Source organism: Streptomyces hilarionis (assembly GCF_024539675.1).
GTDB classification, from domain to species: Bacteria; Actinomycetota; Actinomycetes; order Streptomycetales; family Streptomycetaceae; genus Streptomyces; species Streptomyces hilarionis.
This window is the reverse complement of sequence record NZ_JAHHIT010000106.1, coordinates 1-22,030: the sequence shown is the minus strand read 5'-3', so window position 1 is coordinate 22,030 and position 22,030 is coordinate 1. Positions and strand designations below refer to the sequence as shown.

The window sequence follows — 22,030 nt, the reverse complement described above, 5'->3', positions numbered from 1 at the left end:
GTCACCACGGTCGCCGTCGCCCTGCTGCTCGGCCTGGTCGCACTGCCCGCCGAGCAGGCCGCCGCGTCCGCGTCCGCGAGGCCTACGACGTCGGCTGCGGCTTCGTCCGACCCTGTCGCCGACGGGTCGATGAGCGAGGAGGACAAGGCCCTCCAGGATGCCCGGACCTCCGGCCAACCCGTCGAACTGATCTCCGCGCGCACGGAGGCCGGCGACACCTGGGCCCTGCCGGACGGCTCGTTCTCGGTGAAGCGGCACGGCACCGTGGTGCGACTGTGGCGCGGCGGCGCGTGGGTCGCCGCCGACCCGACCCTGGCCTTCGCCGCCGACGGAACCGTGGTGCCGAAGGCGACGTCGGTCTCGGTCAGGTTCTCCGGTGGCGGAACGGGCCCGATGCTGACGGGAGTCAAGGACGGCCGCACCCTCTCGCTCACCTGGCCCAAGGCCCTGCCCAAGCCGACCCTCGACGCCAACGTCGCCACGTACGCCGACGCTCTGCCGGGCGTCGACCTCCAGCTGAAAGCGGAGGTGGAAGGTTTCTCCCAGCTGCTCGTCGTCAAGACCGCCGAAGCGGCGGACAACTCGGAACTGGCCGCGCTGAAGTTCTCGATGAACACGGTCGGTCTGAACGTCTCCGAGGACGCCGACACCGGCATGCTCGCGGCCACGGATCCCGCGGGGCAGACCGTCTTCACGAGCCCCGCGCCTTCGATGTGGGACTCCCGGCCGCCTGCCGCTCCGGCGCTGCGAGCCAAAGCCGCGTCGGCCCGCACGACTGCTGCCGCGACGGGTGACGACTCCGGAGCGGGCAACGTCTTCGAACCCGGTGCCGGCGCGCGGGAAGCACAGATGCAGGCCGAGGTCAGCGCCGACGCTCTCACCATCACCCCGGACCAGGACCTGCTGACCGGCGCGAAGACGACCTACCCCGTGTACATCGACCCCAGTTGGGCCTGGGGCGAATGGCAGCACTGGACCCGCGTCTACCAGGCCTACCCCGACAACTCCTACTGGGACGCCAAGGGCGACGTGCGCGTCGGGTACGAGGCGGAGACCGGGGGACAGAACCGGATCTCGCGCTCCTTCTTCCAGCTCGACACCGGTGACGTCGTCGGCGCGCACATCAAGAGCGCCACCTTCCGGGTCCGCAACACCTGGTCCTGGTCGTGCCAGGCCCGACCGGTCCAGCTGTACGAGGTCGGAGACATCTCGAAGAAGACCACCTGGAACCACCAGCCCGCCCAAATCGGATCCGCCCTGTCCACGGTGAACGACTCGAAGGGGTGGAGCAAGGACTGCGCCGCCGGCAACCTCGAGTTCGACGCCACCGACGCGGTGAGCAGAGCGGCCGGGAAGCGCGAACCCAGTGTGACGCTCGGCCTCTACGCGAGCGACGAGGCGGACACCTTCGGCTGGAAGCGGTTCGACCCGAAGACCGCCACACTCGAGATCAAGTACAACAACCCTCCCAGGACCCCCGCCGGCCTGGGCACCAACCCACGCACCAGCTGTGCCGCGGGCGGAACCGTGGGCAACACCGTCGTCAGCGTCCACGCGAAGATCGACGATCCCGACGGTGGCAATCTCACCGCCCAGTTCCAGGTTTTCAAGACCGGTACGCCGGCGGCGGTCGTCGACGCCTCGGTGCCCGCGCTGAGAGGGCGGGTGGCCACGCTGGTCCTGCCCGCCGCGAGTACGCCCACGGGGGCCTACACCTGGAAGGTGCGCGCCAAGGACCCGGACGGGGTGTACTCGGACTGGAGCACCACCTGCAAGTTCAGCCTCGACCGCACCCGCCCGAGCAAGCCTCCCGTCATCACGTCGCAGGGCAACGCCTTCCCGAACGGCGACCAGGGCTGGCCGGCCCAGACCGGTCCGGCGCGGTCCGAGGGCAAGTTCCTCCTGGCCCCGAACGGTGTGACGGACGTCGTCTCCTACCACTGGTGGACGGACAGCGATCCCGAGGTGCACGACACCGCTTCGAGCGCTGCCGTCCTCGGCGTCACGCCGCCTTCCTACGGGCCGCACATGATCTACGCGTACAGCGTCGACGCGGCGGGCAACCGCTCCGACACGGCCACCTACCTCTACTACGCCACGCGTTCCCAGGCGAGGGACGAGCCCGGCGACCTCAACGGCGACGGCTTCACGGACATCTGGAACACCGACTCCAACGGCACGCTGCTCACGTATGCGGGACAGGGCAACGGCCAGTTCTCCTCGGCCACGAACGGCGGCGGAGCGTTCCCCTCGCAGCAGGTGGCGTTCAGCGGCGACTGGAAGCAGGACGGCTACAACGACCTGGTCTCTCTGGAGAGCGGGGCGAGCGGCGGCAAGAGCCAACTGCGCGTCTACGCCAACAACGGGACAGGGGTGATCGACGCCGAGTCCGCGCTCACGCTGGCCGTGCGGTGCCCCGTCGCGACCACGAGCGGCAGGTGCAAGGGGGACGCGAACTGGACCGGTGACGATCACTGGTACAACGCGGAGCAGATCACCACGAGCGGTGACCTCAATGGTGATGCGAACCCCGACCTGCTCGTCAAGCAGGGCAAGTACCTGTGGGTCTACTACGGAATGCGGTCGAACGTGCTGCTCGACATGGTTCGCCCCCACCCGGTCCTCGCAGGCGCGGCCGACTGGGACAGGTTCACCGTGGTCGCCCCCGGCGACCTCAACGGTGATGGCATCCCCGACCTCCTTCTGCGGGAGAACGCGACGGGCGACCTCTACCGCTCCTACGGCAAGAGCGACCCGAACGGAGTCCTGGACGCCGCGACCTGGGGGAACGCCGGCAGCCGCGTGAAGATCGCCGCCGCCGTCATGCCCTCCAGCCTCTATCCGGTCATCGGTTCCTCGGGAGACCTCGGCAGCGACGGCATTCCCGACGTCTGGGGCCGCAAGAAGGACAACACCCTGACCGGCTGGGCGGGGCGCAGGACCGGCAGCGACTACAGCGGCCTCGGCACGGGCTTCCTCATCGACGGAGCCGCCGGCGGGCAACGCATCACGGCCGGCACCACGCTCGCGAGCGGCCAGTCCTTCTCCTCGAACTCGGTCAAGCTCACGATGCAGGCGGACGGCAACCTGGTCATCACGTCGAAGGCCAACAAGGTCGTCTGGTCCAGCGGCACCGCCGGCAACAACGGAGCAACCGCACGCGTCCTCGCCAACGGCTACGTCGCGGTCTACTCTGCCGACGGCAGTACCGTGCTGTGGCGTCCCGACGCCGCGAACGGGGCCACCGGCGAGGGGTACGCCCTGCTCCAGGACCGCGGCAGCCTCGTCGTCTACAACGGCAAGGGCCAGTCGCAGTGGTCCAGCAACAGCTCGGTGCGAGGCGACGTCGACGGTGACGGCTACGGCGACATGCTCACCTGGCGCGAGTACGCCGACGGCAGCGACAAGATCCACACCCTGTCGGGTACGTCGGACGGCTCGATCAAGGCGCCACGTGACGCCTTCACGTTCAGCGGCTGGACCGCGGACAGTGTGAAGAAGGTGTCGGGCGACTTCAACGGCGACGGACGCACGGACGTCGCGGCCATGTACTACTACCCGGACCGGTCGACCAAGCTGTGGACGCTGCTCGGCCAGCCCGACGGCACCTTCCGCTCTCCGTTCGTCTCCTGGGGGGCCAACCCCGGCAAATGGGGATTCGCCAACGCGACCCTTCAGGCCGGCGACTTCAACGGTGACGGCCGCGACGACATCGCCGCCTGGTACGCCTCTCCCGACGGCAGCGACACGCTGTACACCTTCACCGCGAACGTGCAGGGCGGGTTCAACACGCTCTTCGCCAGTTGGAGCGGCACGTGGAACCGCGGCCTGGTGAAGCTGACGACCGGCGACTTCGACGGCGACGGCCGGGACGACATCGCCGCACTCGCCGACGCTCCGGCTGACGCCGTCAGCTTCTGGCAGTTCCGAGGACAGCCCGAAGGCGGGTTCAAGGCGCCGGTGCAATCCCTCTCCGTGACCAACTGGGGAGACTGGAACCGCACCGGCTTCTACGCCGGGGACTACAACGGCGACGGCCTCGACGACGTCGCCACCTGGTACGACTACCCCGACACCAGCGACCGGGTGCACACCTTCGTCAGCCTTGCGGCAGCGACCGGGACGTTCGCCGCCCCGAAGATCGCCGTCACCGCGGACCCGGGCAAGTTGAACTACCAGAAGATGCAGATCACGTCCGGGGACTACAGCGGCGACGGACGCGACGACCTGGGCGCGATGCACGACATGGGCGACGGCACGGTGAAGATGCTCACCTACCTCGGCAAGAGCGACGGCACGATGACAGGCCTGGCCAGTTGGGTCGGGGCCTGGGACTTCGTCAACACATCTCTGATCACCCGTAACACCCCCTGAGCGGTCGCCGGGACGCTAGGGCGGTGGTCGTCCATCACCCGCCTCGCGTCCCGCTCACGACCGTTCGAAGCCGCGTAGGCGCTCGCGGCTCGTCACTGAGCTGTTGTCCTGAGAATTCATTCACTGTCACGAGGGGTGGGGCGTGAGCCGGTACGGCGCGCGTAGATGGGGAAGCGTGATCTGCGCTGCCCTCATAGTCGGGTGGCTTCCCGCGAACAGTCTGGCCGCGGCTCCCTCGGCCAAGGGGAACGACACTCCCCGGCCGAAGCAGCCACCGACCGTGGCCGTGGAGCCGGCGGCGGTCGGCAGCACCGACAAGCGACCCGATGCCGCGCGCCCGTGGAAGGCGCCGAAGGTCACCTGGCCGACCGCGGGCACCGCGACCGTGAAGCTCGTCCCGTCGGAGACCAAGGCCGCCCTGCGGAAAGCGGGATCGCTGCCCCTGGCCCTCGCGGCGCCGCCGGCCAGGCGACACGCTTCGGCAAAGTCGCCCGCCAAGTCGGCCACCAAGGCCACCGTCGAACTCGCCGACCGCAAGACGGCCCGCAGGGCCGGTGTCGAAGGCCTCCTGTTCTCGATCGCGGAGCCCACCGGCGGCAGTTCGACGAGCAGTGCCTCGGTCCAGGTGGACTACCGCTCGTTCAAGGGCGCGTACGGCGGAGACTGGGCCGCCCGTCTGCGTCTGGTGCAACTGCCCGCTTGCGCTCTCACCACTCCTGACAAGCCGGCGTGCCGCCTCGCCAGGCCGCTGCCGACGACGAACAACACCAAGGCCGGGACGCTCACCGCGACCGCCCCCCTGTCCGCTGCCTCCATGACGTCCGCGAGGACGTCCACAAGCCCGACCGTACTGGCGGCCACCGCCGCGGCCTCCGGTCCCACGGGTGACTACAAGGCGACCTCTCTCCAGCCCTCCGGCTCATGGACGGCGGGCGGCGCGACCGGTGGATTCTCCTGGTCGTACCCGATCGACGCACCGGCGGTGCCGGGAGGCCTGAAGCCGGCTGTCTCGCTCGGGTACAGCTCCCAGGCGGTCGACGGCCGTACCTCGGCCTCCAACAACCAGCCCTCCTGGATCGGCGACGGCTGGGACTGGCAGCCCGGCTACATCGAGCGCCGCTACAAGTCCTGCGAGGACGACAAGGACAAGGCCGGCGCGACCAACACGACCAAGGTCGGCGACCAGTGCTGGTACAACGACAACGCCGTCATGTCCCTGGGCGGCAAGTCCGTCGACCTGGTCTTCGACAAGGCCGAGGGATGGCATCCGGCCGACGACTCGGCCGAGAAGGTGGAGAAACTCACCGGTGCGGTCAACGGCGACGACGGCACGACCGGCGTCGACGGCAAGGGCGAGTACTGGAAGGTCACTTCGACCGACGGAACGCAGTACTTCTTCGGCCGCAACAGGCTTCCGGGCTGGAGCGACCACGGCACCGCCGCCGACGACCCGGTGACCAACTCGACCTGGACGGCGCCGGTCTTCGGCAACCACTCCGGTGAGCCCTGCTACAACGCCTCCTTCGCCTCGGCCTGGTGCCAGCAGGCCTGGCGCTGGCAGCTGGACTACGTCGTCGACCCACGTGGCAACGCGATGGCCTACTACTGGTCCAAGGAGTCCAACAACTACGGCCGCAACGTCTCGACGACGACCGGCAAGGCCACGGTCACCCCTTACGTGCGCGGCGGCTGGCTGGACCACATCGACTACGGTCTGCGCGACGACGCCGTCTACGCGGGCAAGGCCATGGGCCAGGTCCAGTTCGGCGTGTCGTCCCGCTGCCTGAGCGGCTGCACCTTCGACCAGACCAACGCCTCGCACTGGCCGGACGTTCCGTACGACCAGTACTGCAAGGACGGCTCGACCGAGTGCAAGGACCAGTACTCCCCGACGTTCTGGTCGCAGAAGCGCCTCTCCACCATCACGACCAAGATCCTGACCGGCGGTGTGTACAAGGACGTCGACACCTGGACGCTGGCACAGGACTTCCCGCCTTCCGGAGACGGCATATCCACCCCGATGTGGCTGAAGTCGATTCAGCACACCGGAAAGGTGGGAACTGCCGAGGTCCTGCCCGCCGTCACCTTCACCGGCGTGCAGAAGCCCAACCGCGTCGACAAACTGGGTGACGGTCTGGCGCCGTTCGTCCGGCTGCGGATGTCACAGGTCAAGACCGAGACCGGCGGAACGATCGGCGTCGACTACTACGACCCCGACTGCACCGCCACCACCCTCCCTCCCGCGGACGGAACGAACTCCACCCGCTGCTACCCGGTCAAGTGGCCCTTCGAGGGCGAGACGGCCAAGCAGGACTGGTTCGTCATCTACCCGGTCAAGCGAGTCGTCGAAGGCGACAACCTCGTCGAATCCCCGGACGTCGTGACCGAGTACGCGTACCTCGGCGGCGCCAAGTGGGCCAAGAGCACGGACGAGTTCGCCAAGACCAAGGACCGGACCTACTCCGTCTCCCGCGGGTACGAACGTGTCCAGACCCGCAAGGGCGCAGGCCTGGACGCCCGCACCCTGACGGAGTCCCGGTACTTCCGCGGCATCGACGGCGCCGACGTGAAGGACTCGGCGGGAACGGCGGTCACCGACCGTGAGCAGTTCGCCGGAATGGTGCGCGAGAACGCGACCTACAACGGCGACGGCGGAGCTCTCGTCTCGGCGACGTCCTACACGCCCTGGCGCTCGGCCGCGACCGCGACGCGAGCCCGCACCGAAGCGGACCTTCCCGCCCTCACCGCCTACCACACGGGCGTCGCGGCGGAGGAGACCCGCAGCACGGTCACCGGTGGCATCCGGACGACGAAGACCACACGCGCCTTCGACACGTACGGAATGGTCACTCAGGTCGCCGAGCACGGGGACATCGCCAAGACCACCAGCGACACGGTGGTCGGCGACGAGAAGTGCACCACCACGACCTACGCCCGTAACACCGGTGCCTGGATCCTCGACGCAGTCTCCCGCACCGAGACCGTTGCCCGGCTGTGCAGCGTCACGGCCGAGCGCCCCGCGGACGTCATCGACGACGTCCGCACCTACTACGACAACGCGGCCTTCGGCGTGGCGCCGACCAAGGGGCTGGTGACCAAGACCGACCGCATCAACGGCAAGGGCACCGGCTACGACACGTCCGGATCGGTCCCCAGCGTCTGCGGAACGGCCGGCAACCAGCTCTGCTACGACCAGTACGGTCGGGCACAGGCGGCCGCCGACGCCTACGGCGAGATCACGAGGACCCTGTACTCGCCCGCCACCGGCGAGAACCCCACCACGACGACGGTGACCAACCCCCTCGGCCACACCGCGACGACCAAGCTGGACCCGTTGCGAGGGCAGCCGACGGAGGCGAAGGACGCCAACGGCAAGATCACGACCACGGCGTACGACGGCCTCGGCCGCGTCAGCAAGGTGTGGCTGCCGACCCGCTCGGCGGTGTCCCTCCCCAACGCCCCGAACTACTCCTACGCCTACCTGGTCCGTGCCGACGGTCCCGCGGTCGTCACCAGCAAGCACCTCGACCACAACTCCAAGTACCAGACCAGCTACGCCTTCTACGACGGCCTCCTCCGGGAGCGCCAGACACAGGAGACGTCCCCGGACCGGGCCGGGCGTCTGGTGTCCGAGTCGTTCTACAACACGCGTGGTGAGGCATGGCGGTCATCGGGCGCCTACTTCACGACGGGCGCCCCCGAACCGGTCCTGGTGACCGGGGAAGAGACCAAGTACCCGTCGTCCACCGAGACCGTCTTCGACGGCGCCGGCCGGCCCACCGCCGTCATCGCGAAGAAGTTCGGCGATGAGACGAAGCGCACCACGACCAGCTACACCGGCGACACCACCACGGTGACGCCGCCGAAGGGCGGCACCGCGACCACCACGGTGGTGGACGCGCTCGGTCGGACCGTGGAACTCAAGCAGTACACGGACGCCGCACGCACGTCGTCGCAGTCCGTGGTCTACCGGTACAACAGCCACGGCCAACTCGACCGCGTCACCGACGCCTCCGGGGCCAAGTGGCAGTACACCTACGACGTCCGAGGCCGCAAGACCGACGTCGTCGACCCCGACACCGGCGCGTCCCACACGGACTACGACAAGGGCGACCGGGTCAGCGACGTCACCGACGCCCGCAACGTCACCCTCCACACGGACTACGACGTCCTCGGCCGCAAAACGGCGGTGAAGAAGGGCGCGACGACGCTGTCGTCCTGGACCTACGACGAGGTCGCCAAGGGGCAACCCAACAAGACCACCCGCTACATCGGTGACAAGGCCTACGTCAGCGAGATCACCGAGTACAACGCCTACTACCAGCCTGTCGGCACCAAGGTCACCGTGCCGGAGGGCCTGGGCGTTCCCGCGGCAAGCTATGAGTGGTTCAACTTCTACGACGACAACACCGGGCTGCTCACCCTCACCGAGCAGCCCGCAGTCGCGGACATCCCCGACGAGGATGTCACCACCAACTACGACACGGCGGGGCTGCTGTCGGGATTCAACGCCGGCAGCGGCCCGTTGATCTCGGAGACCGTGTACGACCATTACGGGCGCAACACCCGCCTCGAATACGGGGCGTTCGGTCAGCACATGGCGACCACCAGCGTCTACGACGACCACACCGGCGCGCTGACCGACGCCTACACCGACCGGGACGCGGCGCCCCAGCGGATCGAGGACTCCCACTACACCTACGACCCGTCCGGCAACATCACCCAGATCAACACCAACTACGGCCAGGACGCGGCTCGTACCACGGACACCCAGTGCTTCACGTTGGACGCGCTGGCCCGCATCACCGAGGCGTGGACGAACACGGGCAGCGCGTGCGCGGCTGCTCCCTCTTCCGACGTGGTCGGAGGCCAGGACCCGTACTGGACGACCTACACCTACGACGCGCTCGGCAATCGCAAGACGGAGACCCAGCACACGACGGCCGCGGGCCCGACGGCGGACACGGTCCGCACCTACGCCGAACCGGCCGTCGGCACGCACAACCTCCCCGGCGTCACCCAGACGGGCACAGACCCGCACACGGAGACGTACACCTACACGGCGGGCAGCACCGAGACCCGCACCTTCAAGCAGGGCAGCACGACGACCGTCGGCCAAAACCTGGACTGGGACGACGAGGGCCACCTCAAGTCGGTCACCGACGGCGGCAAGACGACCAGTTACACCTACGACGCCGACGGCCAGCGCCTGACCCGCACCGACTCGACCGGCACGACGCTCTACCTTCCCGGGGGCAACGAGCTCACCCTCGACAAGTCCGGCAAGGCCACGGGCACCCGCTACTACAGCACCGGCGCCCAGACGGTCGCCATGCGCACCGGCGGCAAGCTCACCTTCCTGCTCGCCGACCACCACGGCACGACCACGACCCAGGTGACGGCGGACGCCGCTCAGGCGATCACCCGCCGAAAGACGGGCATCTTCGGCAACGCCCGCGGCCCCCAGCTCGGCCCCTGGTCGGGAGACAAGGGATTCGTCGGCGGCACCAAGGACACGGACACGGGCCTGACCCACCTGGGCGCCCGCGAATACGACCCCTCGATCGGCCGCTTCCTCAGCGTCGACCCGATCATGGACCTGACCGACCCTCAGCAACTCCACGGCTACACCTACGCCAACAACAACCCCATCACCATCACCGACCCGTCCGGTCTCAAACTCGACAACTGCGCCTATTACCTGAACTGCACGGCCAACGGCGGCACCATCGACGAAACGGTGAAGGCCGAGAAGAAAAAAAGCTCCGACGGAGGTGGCAGCAGCGGCAGTAGCAGTGGCGGTGGAGGAGGAAGCAGCGGGGGCGGCGGTGGTGGCTGTTCGTGGTACACCGGCTGCGGCTTGAGCAAGGCTTGGGACGATACGAAGGACTGGGTTTCCGAGCACAAGGTCGTTATCGCCCAGGTCGCCACCGAGGTCGTCGTCGGCGGGCTGTGTCTCGGCACGGCGACGGGTGCAGGTTTCGCAACCGGGGGTGCTGGCTTCGCTGCGGCCGCAGGGTGTGGGGCTGTCGCCGGAGCCGCGAGTTCCGCAGTGGGGAACGTGCTGTCGGACGACGCTGATCACAGCACCTCGGGACAGCTCAGCGACATGGGCGAGGGAGCAATCTGGGGCGCTGCTTCAGGTGCGTTGGGATACGGCCTCGGAAAAGTCGCAGGGAAGATACTAGGTAAATGCCACAGCTTCCTTCCTGGGACGGGAGTACTCCTGGCCGACGGTACGAAGAAGGCCATTGAGGACGTAGAAGTCGGCGACGTAGTAGTCACGACAAACCCGGAAACCGGCGAAACGACGGAGAAGCCCGTTGTTGAGACGATCACCACGGAAGACGACAAGGACTTCACCGAGATCTCCATTGCCGTGGACGGTGAGTACTCGAGCATCGTGGCTACGGACACCCACCCGTTCTGGGTGCCGGAGCTGAAGAAGTGGGTGCAGGCCGGCGACCTCCAACTCGGCCAGACCCTCCGTACAAGCGCCGGGACTCGGGTCCAGATCAGCGCGCTCAGTCACTACACGAAGCGCCAGCGCACACACGACCTCACCATTGAGGACATCCACGCGTACTATGTGCTGGCGGGGGCTACGCCAGTCCTGGTACACAACTGCAATCCGCTCGACGGTATCGCGGACGAGTTGGCAGGCAGCAAGATTACGACTGGTCAGGTCGTTGATGATGCTGGAAATAGAGTCGGAGCTCCTGTATCGAGCGGTGAGAATGGTTCATTCGTGCAAGTGAGGAACGCGCTAAGAAACTCTGGCGTGCCTCACGACGCTGCAGGCGGGTTCGCGGCCGCATCTCATGTAGAAACCAAGATCGCTTTGGCAATGAGAAGTAATGGCGTTCAGAGGGCGACAGTCGTAATCAATAATTCTGACGGGGTTTGTTCTGGTCCCTATTCATGCGCGACTGGGGTGTCTGCAATTCTACCAAGAGGGTCCAGCCTGACATCCGTTTGGCGCACTGAAGAGGGCTGGCATGGCGTAACTATGCTGGGCGGCGGCTAATCTCAAGAGGTGTAATATCTGGTCGGCCCTGCCCTGGGATAGAATCCTCCGGGGTGGGGCCGGTCTAATTTCAGTTTTCCGTATCGCCTCACCTGCGAACATTGGAGGATATTAATGATTCTGACTATTTTCACTGGCGGTAGGACATATCATGCAGCATCGGGAGCTATTCTTAGGCGCTTGATTGGCGAGTTGGTGACCGGCGGGCCCGGCCGAGAACCAGATGTGGTTGGACAGTCAAAGGGTGGCATTCTTGCAACGTTTGTGCTCTTGGCGCCACATAGGGATCCGATGAAATCAGATCGGTATTTTGACAGCTATCTTCAGGTCTCGACAAATCCGCTTACAGGATATGGTGCATTGAGGTGGCAAGTTCCCGAGGATTCCGTAGTTCGAGTGGATCGGGAGATTGCGAGGAGCGTATGGATCTCTAGGAATCCGGAACCGCCGGCGTTGGATCAAAACGTTATTGCCGATTTGGGTGATTGGAGGCTATTCAAGCCCCACAATACGCTGCCGGTATCTGATATTCGTGCGGCCATCGAGGAATTTTGTGAACTAAGAAGCGGTCAGAGGCCTACGGCGATTTGCTGGGATCGTGGAGACTTTGGCGCGTACCACTCTCTGAATGGACAGGCAGATGTGACACCTTCCTACTGTCAGGATCCGTGGTGCAAAGATTCGGGTACACGGCACCCATTGCACTGATGAAGGTTCTCGATGGCGAAAAATAGAATCTCCCTTTCGGTGAGACGGTATTTATTACTCGATCGTGGAGGTTATGCGCGAATTTCGCGTTGATGTCGCTGTTTGTTGAATTTTCATTTACTTTTCGATGTGCGCAAGCGAATTTGATGCCCCGTCAGGCGGTGTCTGGCGAGGCGTCTGCGTGGGCTGACGGCAGTAGTTGACGGCGACGTCAGCGGACGAGGGCTGCGCAGGCTGGCGGTTCATCGCCGTCGCCGTAGGTCGTCTCGGTGATCTCCAAGCTGCCGAGCGCGGTGCTGAGGGTGTCGATGGCGTCGCGCTGGAGGTGGAGTCGGACGTGGGCGTAGACGCTGGCGGTGACGCCGATGTGGGCGTGTCTGAGGAGTTCCTTGATCACGACACGTTCGATTCCCTGTTCCAGAAGCAGGGTGGCGGTGGAGTGCCTGAGGTCGTGAAAGCGGATGCGGCGGAGACCGGTCTTACGGAGGAGCCTGGTGAAGGCACGGGTGAGGTTGGTGGGGTCGATCGGTCCGCCCTGCACCGTGATGAACGCGTGCCCGCTGCGCTGCCACGCGATGTCTGCTGCCTCACGCTCGCGCTGCTGCTGTTCGTGGTGGAGCTTCAGCGAGCGGACGCAGCGGGTGGGGATGGCGATGCGGCGTTCGGAGGCCCGGGTCTTGGTGGGCAGCGTTGTGAGCCCGCCTGCGCTAGAGGGTTCGGCGGATGGCGGCGGTGCCCGCGTCAAGGTCGAGCGCGCCGACGACCAACAACTCGTCAACGCACACGTCTGGGGCGTCAACGCCTACGCCACCCCCGTATGGCATCTTCGCCGACACCAGGAGAGCGGCATGTTCGACACCTACGCCGAGAGCTTCGACGCCGTGTGGGCAACAGCGACGCCCGTGCGAGTGGAAGGCTGACCGTGGCCCGTACCGAGTACTACGACGACCCCAGCGCGCCACAGCCGAACAGCATCGTCGTCGCCGCATCCGCAGTCGTCACCGACGGCCATGGGCGCATCCTTCTTCAGCGCCGCCGCGACAACGACCTATGGGCCCTGCCCGGCGGCGGCATGGACCTCACCGACTCCCTGCCCGGCACGGCCGTCCGCGAGGTCAAGGAAGAGACCGGCCTCGTCGTCGAGATCACCGGACTGGTCGGCACCTACACCGACCCGAAACACATTATCGCCTACACCGACGGCGAGGTCCGCCGTCAGTTCAATGTCTGCTTCACCGCCCGCATCACCGGCGGCCAACTGGAGATCTCCGACGAGTCCACCGAACTCCGGTTCGTACCGCCGGAAGAGATCGGGCAGTTGCCGATGCACCACACCCAACGACTCAGGCTCCAGCACTACCTGGAACAGCGCGAGAAGCCGTACTTGGGCTGAACAGGTTGACGGCAGTAGCGACGGCAACAACCCCGGACACTTACGCACGTCACCGGACCAGCAAACCGCGCTTGACCTGCGAAAAAGCAGGTCGAAGGCTTCGCGTAGAGCTCGTAACACGATCATGCACCCAAGTCCCAGTAGTCGTCACATGGTGGAGCGTGGGAGCGTGGCCCTGGAGCGTGGGTGATGACCTGTGCGGGGAAGAGGGTCTGGATGAGCGTGGTGTGGGCGGCGACGTCGCCGGAATCGGGACTGTTCCACCCGGTTGAGAGACGTTCAGAGGTGGAGGATCTGTCGGACCGCCTCAACGACCTGCGTTCCCGTGGACAGGGCTACGTCGAGGTTCGGTCGCTGGACAGGGAGTTCCCGGTGCTGATCCTGGCCTTCCGGGATGATCACGCGGTCGTCCATCTGATGAGTGGCACCGAGCGGATGTCTCTGCTCGTAGGAGACGGCACGGTGCCCACGGGCGCCGAGGTCGAAGTCCCGATCACGGACGACCTCGCCGCGTTCACGGGCGACTTCGTCCTGGATATCGATCGGGCATGGAACCTGGTGCATGAGTTCACCCAGACGCAGGCGGCCGGCCCTCTGGGTAAGTGGTGTGAGGTGTAGCCAGCAACTCGGAGCGTGATTATGATCGGTGCTTCTTCAGCCGTCTGCAGCAGATGAGGCCGCAGGCCAATGAGATGAAGGCGTCGTGGAGTTCGGTTCGGCGTTCCCAGCGGACAGCGAGGCGTTTGAACTGGTGGAGCAGGGCGAAGGTCTGCTCGACGACGTAACGGAGTTTGCCCAGGCCCTTGATGTTCGGGGCGCCCTTGCGGGAGATGACCGGCAGGATCCTGCGCTTGCGCAGCTCCTCGCGGTTGGGGTTGGAGTCGTAGCCCTTGTCGCCGAGCAGCGAGTCGGGGCGGCGGCGTGGTCGACCGGGCCGTCCGGCCACAGGCGGGATGCCGTCGACCAGAGCGAGGGTCTGGGTGACGTCGTTGACGTTGGCCGCGGTGGTGACGACCTTGAGCGGAGTGCCGCGTCCGTCGCAGATCAAGTGATGCTTGCTGCCCGTCTTCCGCCGGTCGACCGGCGACGGACCGGTGTCGGCACCCCGTTTTTCGCACGGATGTGGGAGCTGTCCACACACGCGCGGGACCAGTCGAGTTCGCCGGCCGCGTTCAACTCGGCGAGCAGAACGCGGTGCATCTGCTCGAAGACGCCGACCTGCTGCCAGCGAACCGGGCGGCGCCAGCAGGTCTGCCCCGAGCCGAACCCCAGCTCCAGCGGCAGGAGTTGCCAGGCTATGTCGTTGTGGAGCACGTAAAGAATGCCTTGCAGACACAGCCGGGTCCGCCACCGGCCGCGGACCTGGCAACCTCTCCGGCCACGGCGGCAGCAACGGCTCGATCAGCACCCACAAGTCATCGTCCACGATCCACGGCCGAGTACTCACACATCACGAACGGCCGAATCAGCACACCAGTCACGGCCCACCACGACACCTCAACAAGATCGTGTTACGAGCTCGTAGCACACGTGCTATGTACTGGCTGGGGCGACGCCGGTCCTCGTCCATAACTGTGGTCGCACTGCCACCGTTTCGTATGACCTCGACATGGAGCGTACCGGACACGCCATAATTCGAATCGATATGGCCGACGGTCAGTCACAGATTACCGAGCAGGTAATCAATGGAATTCCCGCCAAGCCGGGTCAGTACAGCGGGCTTCCTACCACAGGTGCGCATGCCTTCCCTGAAGATCTCGGTCCTAACATAAGGAGTCTCACTTTCAAGTTGCGGAACGCAGAGGCTGCCTATGGGGCACAAGGGAGGACCATTGATGCGGACCTCGGAGCGTACGACGGAATGGGCAATAGCTGCGTGACCTATCGTGTTGACATCCTGCGGGCTGGTGGGGTCAACCTCCCGGAAGGGCGTCGCGGGATGGCTGTGCTACGAGGAAGGATGAACAGAGGGTGAGTCAAGCAGGTGGCCCGTCCGAGTACATCAAGGTCTTGGCTGAAATTATCTCCAGCCCGAGAGTCGGCGGATTGCATCTTCGTCGAGTGGGTGAACTTCTCGTCGCGCGCGAAGAATTGAATGAGCGTTTCCTGGATTCCGGAAGGCGTAAATTCTCCGATGCTGAATTTGATGACATCGTGATCAAATCGTCAGAGCTTGATGACGAATATGTTCGAGTTTGGCGGGCCTGTGAAGAGGGAACTCAGGAATGGCGCCACTGTGAAGGGCTGGTGGCATTGGCCGTCGCGCTGAAGCAAGCCGCCGATTATTATCGTGGTGTTGCATCCGTCGCCTGATGCTGAACCGGAATGGACATCGGGCGGCGTCACCAGGTTCATTCTGGTGGGGCCGCTCGCGTGCGCTGGGGGCGAGGAGCGCTATGGCGAGCACCGTCTGGCCTAAGTCATCGTGCAATGGTGACCAGGGGGGTGATCGTGTCGAGGTCGCGGAGATATAGAGTGCAGCCGTCGTCGCGGTGCGTTACTCCAAGGCCCCGGCGGGCCCGATCCTCAGGATTGAGCCCGCCGTCTTCTCGGTCCTCTTCCGCCGTCGGACTACAGCCGCTGGATGATCGTCCCCGTAGCCAATGCGCCGCCCGCGCACATGGTGATCAGGGCGAACTCCTTGTCGGTGCGTTCCAGTTCGTGCAGGGCCGTGGTGATGAGGCGGGCGCCCGTCGCGCCGACCGGGTGGCCGAGGGCGATGGCGCCGCCGTTGACGTTGACCTTGGCCATGTCGGCCTCGAAGACCTGGGACCAGCTCAGCACCACCGACGCGAACGCCTCGTTGATCTCGACCAGGTCGATGTCCTTCAGGGACATGCCCGCCTTGCCCAGGACGGCCTTCGTCGCGTCCACGGGGCCGTCCAGGTGGAAGTGCGGGTCGGCTCCCACCAGGGCCTGGGCCACGATCCGCGCCCGCGGCTTCAGCTTCAGGGCCTTCGCCATCCGCTTCGACGCCCACATGATCGCCGCGGCGCCGTCGCTGATCTGCGAGGAGTTGCCGGCCGTGTGGATCGCCGTCGGCATCACCGGCTTGAGGCCCGCCAAGGCTTCCGTGGACGTGTCGCGCAGTCCCTCGTCGCGGTCGACCAGGCGCCACATGCCCTGGCCGGCCGCCTGCTCCTCCTCCGTCGTCGGGACCTGGACCGCGAACGTCTCGCGCTTGAAGCGCTCCTCCGACCAGGCGGTGGCCGCCCGCGTCTGGGAGAGGAGGCCGAGGGCGTCGACGTCCTCGCGGCTCAACCCCCTTCTGCGTGCGATGCGTTCCGCCGCCTCGAACTGGTTGGGGAGGTCCACGTTCCACTCGTCCGGGAACGGTTTGCCGGGGCCGTGCTTGGAGCCCGAGCCGAGGGGGACTCGCGACATCGCTTCGACCCCGCACGAGATCCCGACGTCGATCACGCCGGCCGCGATCATGTTGGCCGTCATGTGCGAGGCCTGCTGCGAGGAGCCGCACTGGCAGTCGACCGTCGTCGCCGCCGTCTCGTAGGGGAGGCCCACGGTGAGCCAGGCGGTCCTCGCGGGGTTCATGGACTGTTCGCCGGCGTGGGTCACCGTGCCGCCGACGATCTGTTCGACCGCGTCGGCGGGGATGCCGGTGCGGCCGAGGAGCTCGCGGTAGGTCTCGCCCAGGAGGTAGGCGGGGTGCAGGTTGGCGAGCGCGCCGCCGCGCTTGCCGATGGGGGTGCGGACTGCTTCCACGATCACGGGTTCGGCGGCCATGGGTGCGGATCCCTTCGGAACTAGTACGTGTTCTAGTTCTGCTCCTTGCAGTCTGCTGACGTGATGTGCGTCACCGCAAGGGTCTTGCAGCCTCAAGGGTCCTGAACTACCTTCGCCGCACTCTGTTTCTGATGGCTCGTCAGACGGCTGGAGCCGCCGATGCCCTGTCCAGCGCTTCCCGACGGGTTCGACTTCACCGACCCCGACCTGCTGCAACACCAAGTGCCCCTGCCGGAGTTCGCCGCGCTGCGACAGGCCGAACCGGTCCGCTGGATCCCGCAGACGGGCAATGTCGCCGGCTTCCAGGACGCGGGGTACTGGGCCGTGACCCGGCACGCCGACGTGAAGTACGTGTCCACGCACCCCGAGATCTACTCCTCCTACCTCAACACGGCGATCATCCGGTTCAACGAGCACATCGAGCGCGCCTCGATCGACGCCCAGCGCTTCATCCTGCTGAACATGGACCCGCCCGAGCACACGCGGGTGCGGCAGATCGTGCAGCGGGGGTTCACCCCGAGGGCGATCCGGGGGCTCGAGGAGCGGTTGCGGGCGCGGGCCACCGCCATCGTCGCGGCCGCCCGTGAACAGGGGGGCGGCTCCTTCGACTTCGTGACGTCCGTCGCCTCGGAGCTGCCGCTTCAGGCCATCGCGGAACTCATCGGAGTCCCGCAGGACGACCGCGCCAAGATCTTCGACTGGTCCAACAAGATGATCGCGTACGACGACCCCGAGTACGCGATCACCGCCGAGGTCGGCCAGCAGTCCGCCGCCGAGATCCTCGCGTACGCCATGGACATGGCCGCCGAGCGGAAGAAGTGCCCCGCCCAGGACATCGTCTCGACGCTGGTGGCCGCCGAGAACGAGGGCAACCTCAACTCCGACGAGTTCGGGTTCTTCGTGCTGATGCTCGCCGTCGCCGGGAACGAGACGACCCGCAACGCCACCACGCACGGGATGCACGCCTTCCTCACGCACCCCGAGCAGTGGGAGCTGTACAAGCGGGAGCGGCCCGCGACGGCCGCCGAGGAGATCGTGCGGTGGGCCACGCCCGTCGTCGCCTTCCAGCGGACCGCCACCCAGGACACCGAGCTCGGCGGCAAGCAGATCAGGAAGGGCGACCGGGTCGGGATCTTCTACGCCTCCGCCAACCGTGACCCCGAGGTGTTCGACCGGCCCGACGACTTCGACGTCACCCGCGACCCCAATCCGCACCTCGGGTTCGGCGGGGGCGGACCGCACTTCTGCCTCGGCAAGTCGCTCGCCGTGCTGGAGATCAACCTCATCTTCAACGCCCTCGCCGATGCGATGCCGGACCTGCGCCTGGTCGAGGATCCGCGCCGGCTGCGGTCCGCCTGGATCAACGGCGTGAAGGAGCTGCGCGTCGACGCGGGGTGACGGGATGCGGATCGGCACAGGGTGCGGATCGGCACGGGGTGCCGGGGGCGCGGGCCGGCGCCCGTGTCGGTCCGGGTCGGTCGCCGAGCACGCCAGGACCGCCGGCGTCAGTCCCGGTCGGCCACCGTGCACGCCAGGACCGCCGACGTCACGGCCGCCAGCAGCAGCGGAACCGACAGGTCGTGGTGGAGCACCAGGACCGCGCCGAGGACCGCGCCCGCGAACATCGCGGTCACGGACCCGGCGCGGCGCGGGGAGTGCGGGCGGGTGCCGTCGCCCGCCCGCGAGTCGGCGGCCAGGCCGGTCAGGGTCATGGTCACGACGGTGGTCGTGGTGAGGCCGCGGACCGCCAGCTTGCGGACCGTCGCGTTGCGCAGCCCCATCGCGAAGGCGGTCAGGGCGATGATCGTGTAGACGGTGGCCGGGGCGTCGTCCGCCGTGACGGCCGCCACGGCCGCTGCGGCGACCAGGAGAAGAGCCTCCGCGCCCAGCGTGACCCGGGCCAGCGTGCGGCGGGAACGCGCGCCCATGCGCCGCGTCACCCGGCCGCCGGTGGCGGCGCCCAGCAGGAAGCAGGCGAGTGAGGCCGCCGTGTGCGGGACCGAGAATCCCGGCGCGCCGGCGGCGGCGAAGCCGAGGACGACGACGTTGCCCGTCATGTTGGCGGTGAAGACGTGGCCGAGGCCGAGATAGGTCACCGCGTCGATCAGGCCGCTCATGGCGGTCAGGGCGAGGAGGGCGGGAACCAGACGCAGGCCGCGTCCGTCGTGTGGGCCCCGGGCCTGCGGATCGCGCGGCGGCTCGGTCGGGTGCTCGGTGCCGGTCATCCGCTCAGTGCAGCACGAAGAGGTGAGGAAACGCCGAAGTCGCCACGGAGGGGTCGTGCAGCGCCGAAAGCGGCGGCCCCGGGGATCGGGGGCCGCCGCTCTCGGCGCGCTGAGCGCGCGTTCTTGGGGGGTGAACTCAGGGGTTCACGGGGGTCCGGCTCAGTACCAGCCGTTCGCCTGCCAGAAGTTCCAGGCGGCGACCGGGCTGCCGTAGCGGGAGTTCATGTAGTCCAGGCCCCACTTGATCTGGGTCTTGGCGTTGCTCTTCCAGTCGGAGCCGGCCGAGGCCATCTTGGAGCCGGGCAGCGCCTGGACCAGGCCGTAGGCGCCGGAGGAGGAGTTGGTGGCGTTGACGTCCCAGCCGCTCTCGTGCTTCACGATGTTGGAGAAGGCCTGGTACTGCGCCGCGTTCGGGATCATCTTGTGCGCGATCGCCTGTGCCTGGGCGGCGGAGGAGGTCGTCGCGGCGTGGGCGGGGGCTGCGGACAGCGCCATGCCCGCGGTGGCGGCGGCCACGGCGATGCCGGTGAGGGCCTTCTTCGGGGAAGCGATGCGACGGATGACGGAGACGGACACGGAGAACCTTTTCCTTCGGGGACGTTGTGGTCGCCTTGCATGCCGGAGTCACGCGGTGCGTGGGCCGCACCGCGTGAGGTGCGGTGGGTGGCTGCATGCCGTGGGGCCGAGGCCGTGAGGCTCGTCGGCGCCGTGCGACGTCATCCAGAGAAACAGGCTTCGACGCTGTCCGCAAAGACCCCTTTTGCTAGTTGTGGCCGTACTCGAGGGGAGAGCGCCTTGTGTGACCTGGATCTCAATGCGCAGGTCAGAGGCGGTAATGGCGTGGGCATGACGCACCTTTTGTCCGACTAGGTCAGGTAGTAGGTGATGTGGGTCATGTGGGGTGGTTCACCGGTCAACGGCCCGTGGGGCGGCCTTCGCGGGTCGGTCCGGGCCTTCGAATGTGACTGCGGTCTCGAAGGCGGCCCTGCGGGTGGCTCTGCGTAGCGCCCTGAGCACCGCCGGGCCGAGGGCGAGCGTCAGCAGCACCGTCACCAGCGCCCGCCCCAGGTCCCAGCCCAGCGACGTCGCCACGCAGTACGCGACGAAGCGGGCCAGGTTCGCCGGGACCGTGCCGTCCGGGTCGAAGGCCACCCCCGAGGCCATCCCGCCCATGAACGGCCAGCCCGCCATGTTCATCGCCGTCCCGTAGGCGAAGGCGGCGAGGAAGCCGTACCCCGCCAGCAGCGCCAGCTCGGCCCGGCCGCGCAGCCGCTCCGGACCCGGCAGCAGGCCCGCCCCCATCGTGAACCAGCCCATCGCCAGCATCTGGAACGGCATCCACGGACCCACCCCGCCCGTGAGCAGCGCGGACGCGAACATCGTCACCGAGCCCAGCACGAAGCCGAACCCGGGGCCCAGGACCCGGCCGCTCAGCACCATCAGGAAGAACATGGGCTCGATGCCGGCCGTCCCCGCGCCGATCGGGCGCAGCGCGGCACCCGTCGCCGCGAGCACGCCGAGCATCGCCACCGCCTTCGCGCCGAGCCCGGACTCGGAGATCGTCGCCGTGACGACCGCCACCAGCAGCACCAGCAGACCGGCGAACAGCCAGGGGGCGTCCTGCGCGTGCGCGTTCAGGGCGGAGCCCGGCGGGGCGAGGAACGGCCAGCCGAAGGCGATCACGCCCACGGCGCCGACCAGCGTCAACGAGGCCAGGGAGCGGGGGCCCAGCCGCACCGGGCGGGGCCGCCGCCGAGAGGTCGTCATCGCAGCGCCCGCCTCACCTGCGCGACCGTGAGCCACTCCTGCGGCGCGAGGATCTTCGTCACCTGGGGAGCGAAGGACGGGGACGAGACCACCACCTGTGCCGTGGGGCCGTCGGCGATCACCTCGCCCTCCGCGAGCAGCACCACCCGGTGGGCCAGCTCCGCGGCGAGTTCGACGTCGTGCGTGGCCAGGACGATCGCGTGACCGGCCGCGGCCAGCCCGCGCAGGACGGCGACCAGCCGGGCCTTCGCCGCGTAGTCCAGGCCGCGGGTGGGCTCGTCGAGCAGCAGGAGCGGCGGCCGGGCGGCGAGGACGACGGCCAGCGCGAGCGTGAGGCGCTGGCCCTCGGAGAGATCGCGGGGGTGGGCGTCGTCCGCGATGCCCGGGAGCAGCTCCGAGACCAGGGCGCGACACGTGCCGGGCGCGGCCTGCGCGTCGCGGTCGGCGGCCGCGCACTCGGCGGCGACCGTCTCGGCGTAGAGCAGGTCGCGCGGCTCCTGCGGGACGAGGCCGACGCGGCGGACCAGGTCGCGGGGGGAGGTGCGGTGCGGGATCGCGCCGCCCGCGCGCACCGTGCCGGCGGACGGCGCGACCAGGCCCACGAACGCGTTGAGCAGCGTCGACTTCCCCGCCCCGTTGCGCCCCATGAGGGCGACGGTCTCGCCGGGCCGGACCGTGAGATCGACGTCGCGCAGTGCTTGGACGCCGCCCCGCCGAACGGCGAGCGACCGCGCCTCGGCGGGCGGCGCGGAGGTGGACGGCCCGGAAACGGAGGGGGAAGAGGAGGAGGGGGAG

The 22,030-nt window shown here is 67.4% G+C and carries 12 protein-coding genes and 3 pseudogenes; 8 read left to right on the top strand and 7 right to left on the bottom strand.

Translation table 11 applies throughout. The annotated features are described in order from the left end of the window. Positions 1-129 precede the first annotated feature (129 nt). The 3 genes from KMS84_RS24885 (at position 130) to KMS84_RS41915 (ending at position 12,109) form a co-directional block, all read left to right on the top strand. A complete protein-coding gene (locus tag KMS84_RS24885) occupies positions 130-4,374 on the top strand; it encodes an FG-GAP-like repeat-containing protein (protein ID WP_256918680.1) in 4,245 nt (1,414 codons plus the stop codon). 280 nt (positions 4,375-4,654) lie between these two features. Further along, positions 4,655-11,401 carry a DddA-like double-stranded DNA deaminase toxin gene (locus KMS84_RS24880; protein WP_256918679.1) on the top strand — a complete coding sequence of 2,249 codons (6,747 nt, stop codon included), beginning with the start codon at positions 4,655-4,657 and terminating at the stop codon, positions 11,399-11,401. Positions 11,402-11,515: 114 nt separating this feature from the next. Next, positions 11,516-12,109, top strand: a complete 594-nt coding sequence (locus KMS84_RS41915) for an Imm1 family immunity protein (RefSeq protein ID WP_368860711.1) — start codon at positions 11,516-11,518, stop codon at positions 12,107-12,109. A 211-nt stretch (positions 12,110-12,320) separates the two neighbouring features. Here the strand turns inward: KMS84_RS41915 and KMS84_RS24875 are convergent. Further along, positions 12,321-12,861, bottom strand: a pseudogene (locus KMS84_RS24875) (tyrosine-type recombinase/integrase); the annotation flags it as partial. Between KMS84_RS24875 and KMS84_RS24870 the strand changes: the two are divergent. The 3 genes and pseudogenes from KMS84_RS24870 to KMS84_RS24860 form a co-directional block, all read left to right on the top strand. Further along, positions 12,862-13,029: pseudogene (locus KMS84_RS24870) on the top strand (XRE family transcriptional regulator); the annotation flags it as partial. A gap of 2 nt (positions 13,030-13,031) precedes the next feature. Then, entirely contained in the window at positions 13,032-13,502 is a 471-nt protein-coding gene (locus KMS84_RS24865; RefSeq protein WP_256918677.1) for an NUDIX domain-containing protein, read from the top strand. A 216-nt stretch (positions 13,503-13,718) separates the two neighbouring features. After that, a complete protein-coding gene (locus KMS84_RS24860) occupies positions 13,719-14,120 on the top strand; it encodes a hypothetical protein (protein ID WP_256918676.1) in 402 nt (133 codons plus the stop codon). Positions 14,121-14,139: 19 nt separating this feature from the next. Here the strand turns inward: KMS84_RS24860 and KMS84_RS24855 are convergent. Beyond that, positions 14,140-14,949, bottom strand: a pseudogene (locus KMS84_RS24855) (IS5 family transposase). Positions 14,950-15,473: 524 nt separating this feature from the next. Here KMS84_RS24855 and KMS84_RS24850 point away from each other — a divergent pair. After that, positions 15,474-15,815 (top strand): hypothetical protein, encoded by a 342-nt coding sequence (locus KMS84_RS24850; protein WP_256918674.1) that lies wholly within the window; start codon positions 15,474-15,476, stop codon positions 15,813-15,815. A 258-nt stretch (positions 15,816-16,073) separates the two neighbouring features. Here KMS84_RS24850 and KMS84_RS24840 read toward each other — a convergent pair whose 3' ends face one another. Then, entirely contained in the window at positions 16,074-17,243 is a 1,170-nt protein-coding gene (locus tag KMS84_RS24840; protein ID WP_256918672.1) for a steroid 3-ketoacyl-CoA thiolase, read from the bottom strand. Between the two features lie 159 nt (positions 17,244-17,402). Between KMS84_RS24840 and KMS84_RS24835 the strand changes: the two genes are divergently transcribed. Further along, a complete protein-coding gene (locus KMS84_RS24835; protein WP_256918670.1) occupies positions 17,403-18,641 on the top strand; it encodes a cytochrome P450 in 1,239 nt (412 codons plus the stop codon). A 107-nt stretch (positions 18,642-18,748) separates the two neighbouring features. Here KMS84_RS24835 and KMS84_RS24830 read toward each other — a convergent pair whose 3' ends face one another. From KMS84_RS24830 to KMS84_RS24815, 4 genes are all read right to left on the bottom strand, one after another. After that, entirely contained in the window at positions 18,749-19,468 is a 720-nt protein-coding gene (locus tag KMS84_RS24830) for a YoaK family protein (RefSeq protein WP_256918669.1), read from the bottom strand. 159 nt (positions 19,469-19,627) lie between these two features. Continuing rightward, entirely contained in the window at positions 19,628-20,044 is a 417-nt protein-coding gene (locus tag KMS84_RS24825; protein WP_256918668.1) for an aggregation-promoting factor C-terminal-like domain-containing protein, read from the bottom strand. A gap of 330 nt (positions 20,045-20,374) precedes the next feature. Further along, positions 20,375-21,235: an ECF transporter S component gene (locus KMS84_RS24820; protein WP_256918667.1), complete on the bottom strand. Its 861-nt coding sequence runs from the start codon at positions 21,233-21,235 to the stop codon at positions 20,375-20,377. Continuing rightward, the coding region (locus KMS84_RS24815; RefSeq protein WP_256918665.1) for an ATP-binding cassette domain-containing protein at positions 21,232-22,030 on the bottom strand (799 nt) is incomplete at its 5' end. The genes KMS84_RS24815 and KMS84_RS24820, both read right to left, overlap by 4 nt.

Bases quoted from the DNA above. Each gene is read 5' to 3' on its own strand.
- KMS84_RS24885 (WP_256918680.1), top strand. From the start codon at position 130: ATGAGCGAGGAGGACAAGGCCCTCCAGGATGCCCGGACCTCCGGCCAA.
- KMS84_RS41915 (WP_368860711.1), top strand. From the start codon at position 11,516: ATGATTCTGACTATTTTCACTGGCGGTAGGACATATCATGCAGCATCG.
- KMS84_RS24860 (WP_256918676.1), top strand. From the start codon at position 13,719: ATGAGCGTGGTGTGGGCGGCGACGTCGCCGGAATCGGGACTGTTCCAC.
- KMS84_RS24840 (WP_256918672.1), bottom strand. From the start codon at position 17,243: ATGGCCGCCGAACCCGTGATCGTGGAAGCAGTCCGCACCCCCATCGGC.
- KMS84_RS24835 (WP_256918670.1), top strand. From the start codon at position 17,403: ATGCCCTGTCCAGCGCTTCCCGACGGGTTCGACTTCACCGACCCCGAC.
- KMS84_RS24830 (WP_256918669.1), bottom strand. From the start codon at position 19,468: ATGACCGGCACCGAGCACCCGACCGAGCCGCCGCGCGATCCGCAGGCC.
- KMS84_RS24820 (WP_256918667.1), bottom strand. From the start codon at position 21,235: ATGACGACCTCTCGGCGGCGGCCCCGCCCGGTGCGGCTGGGCCCCCGC.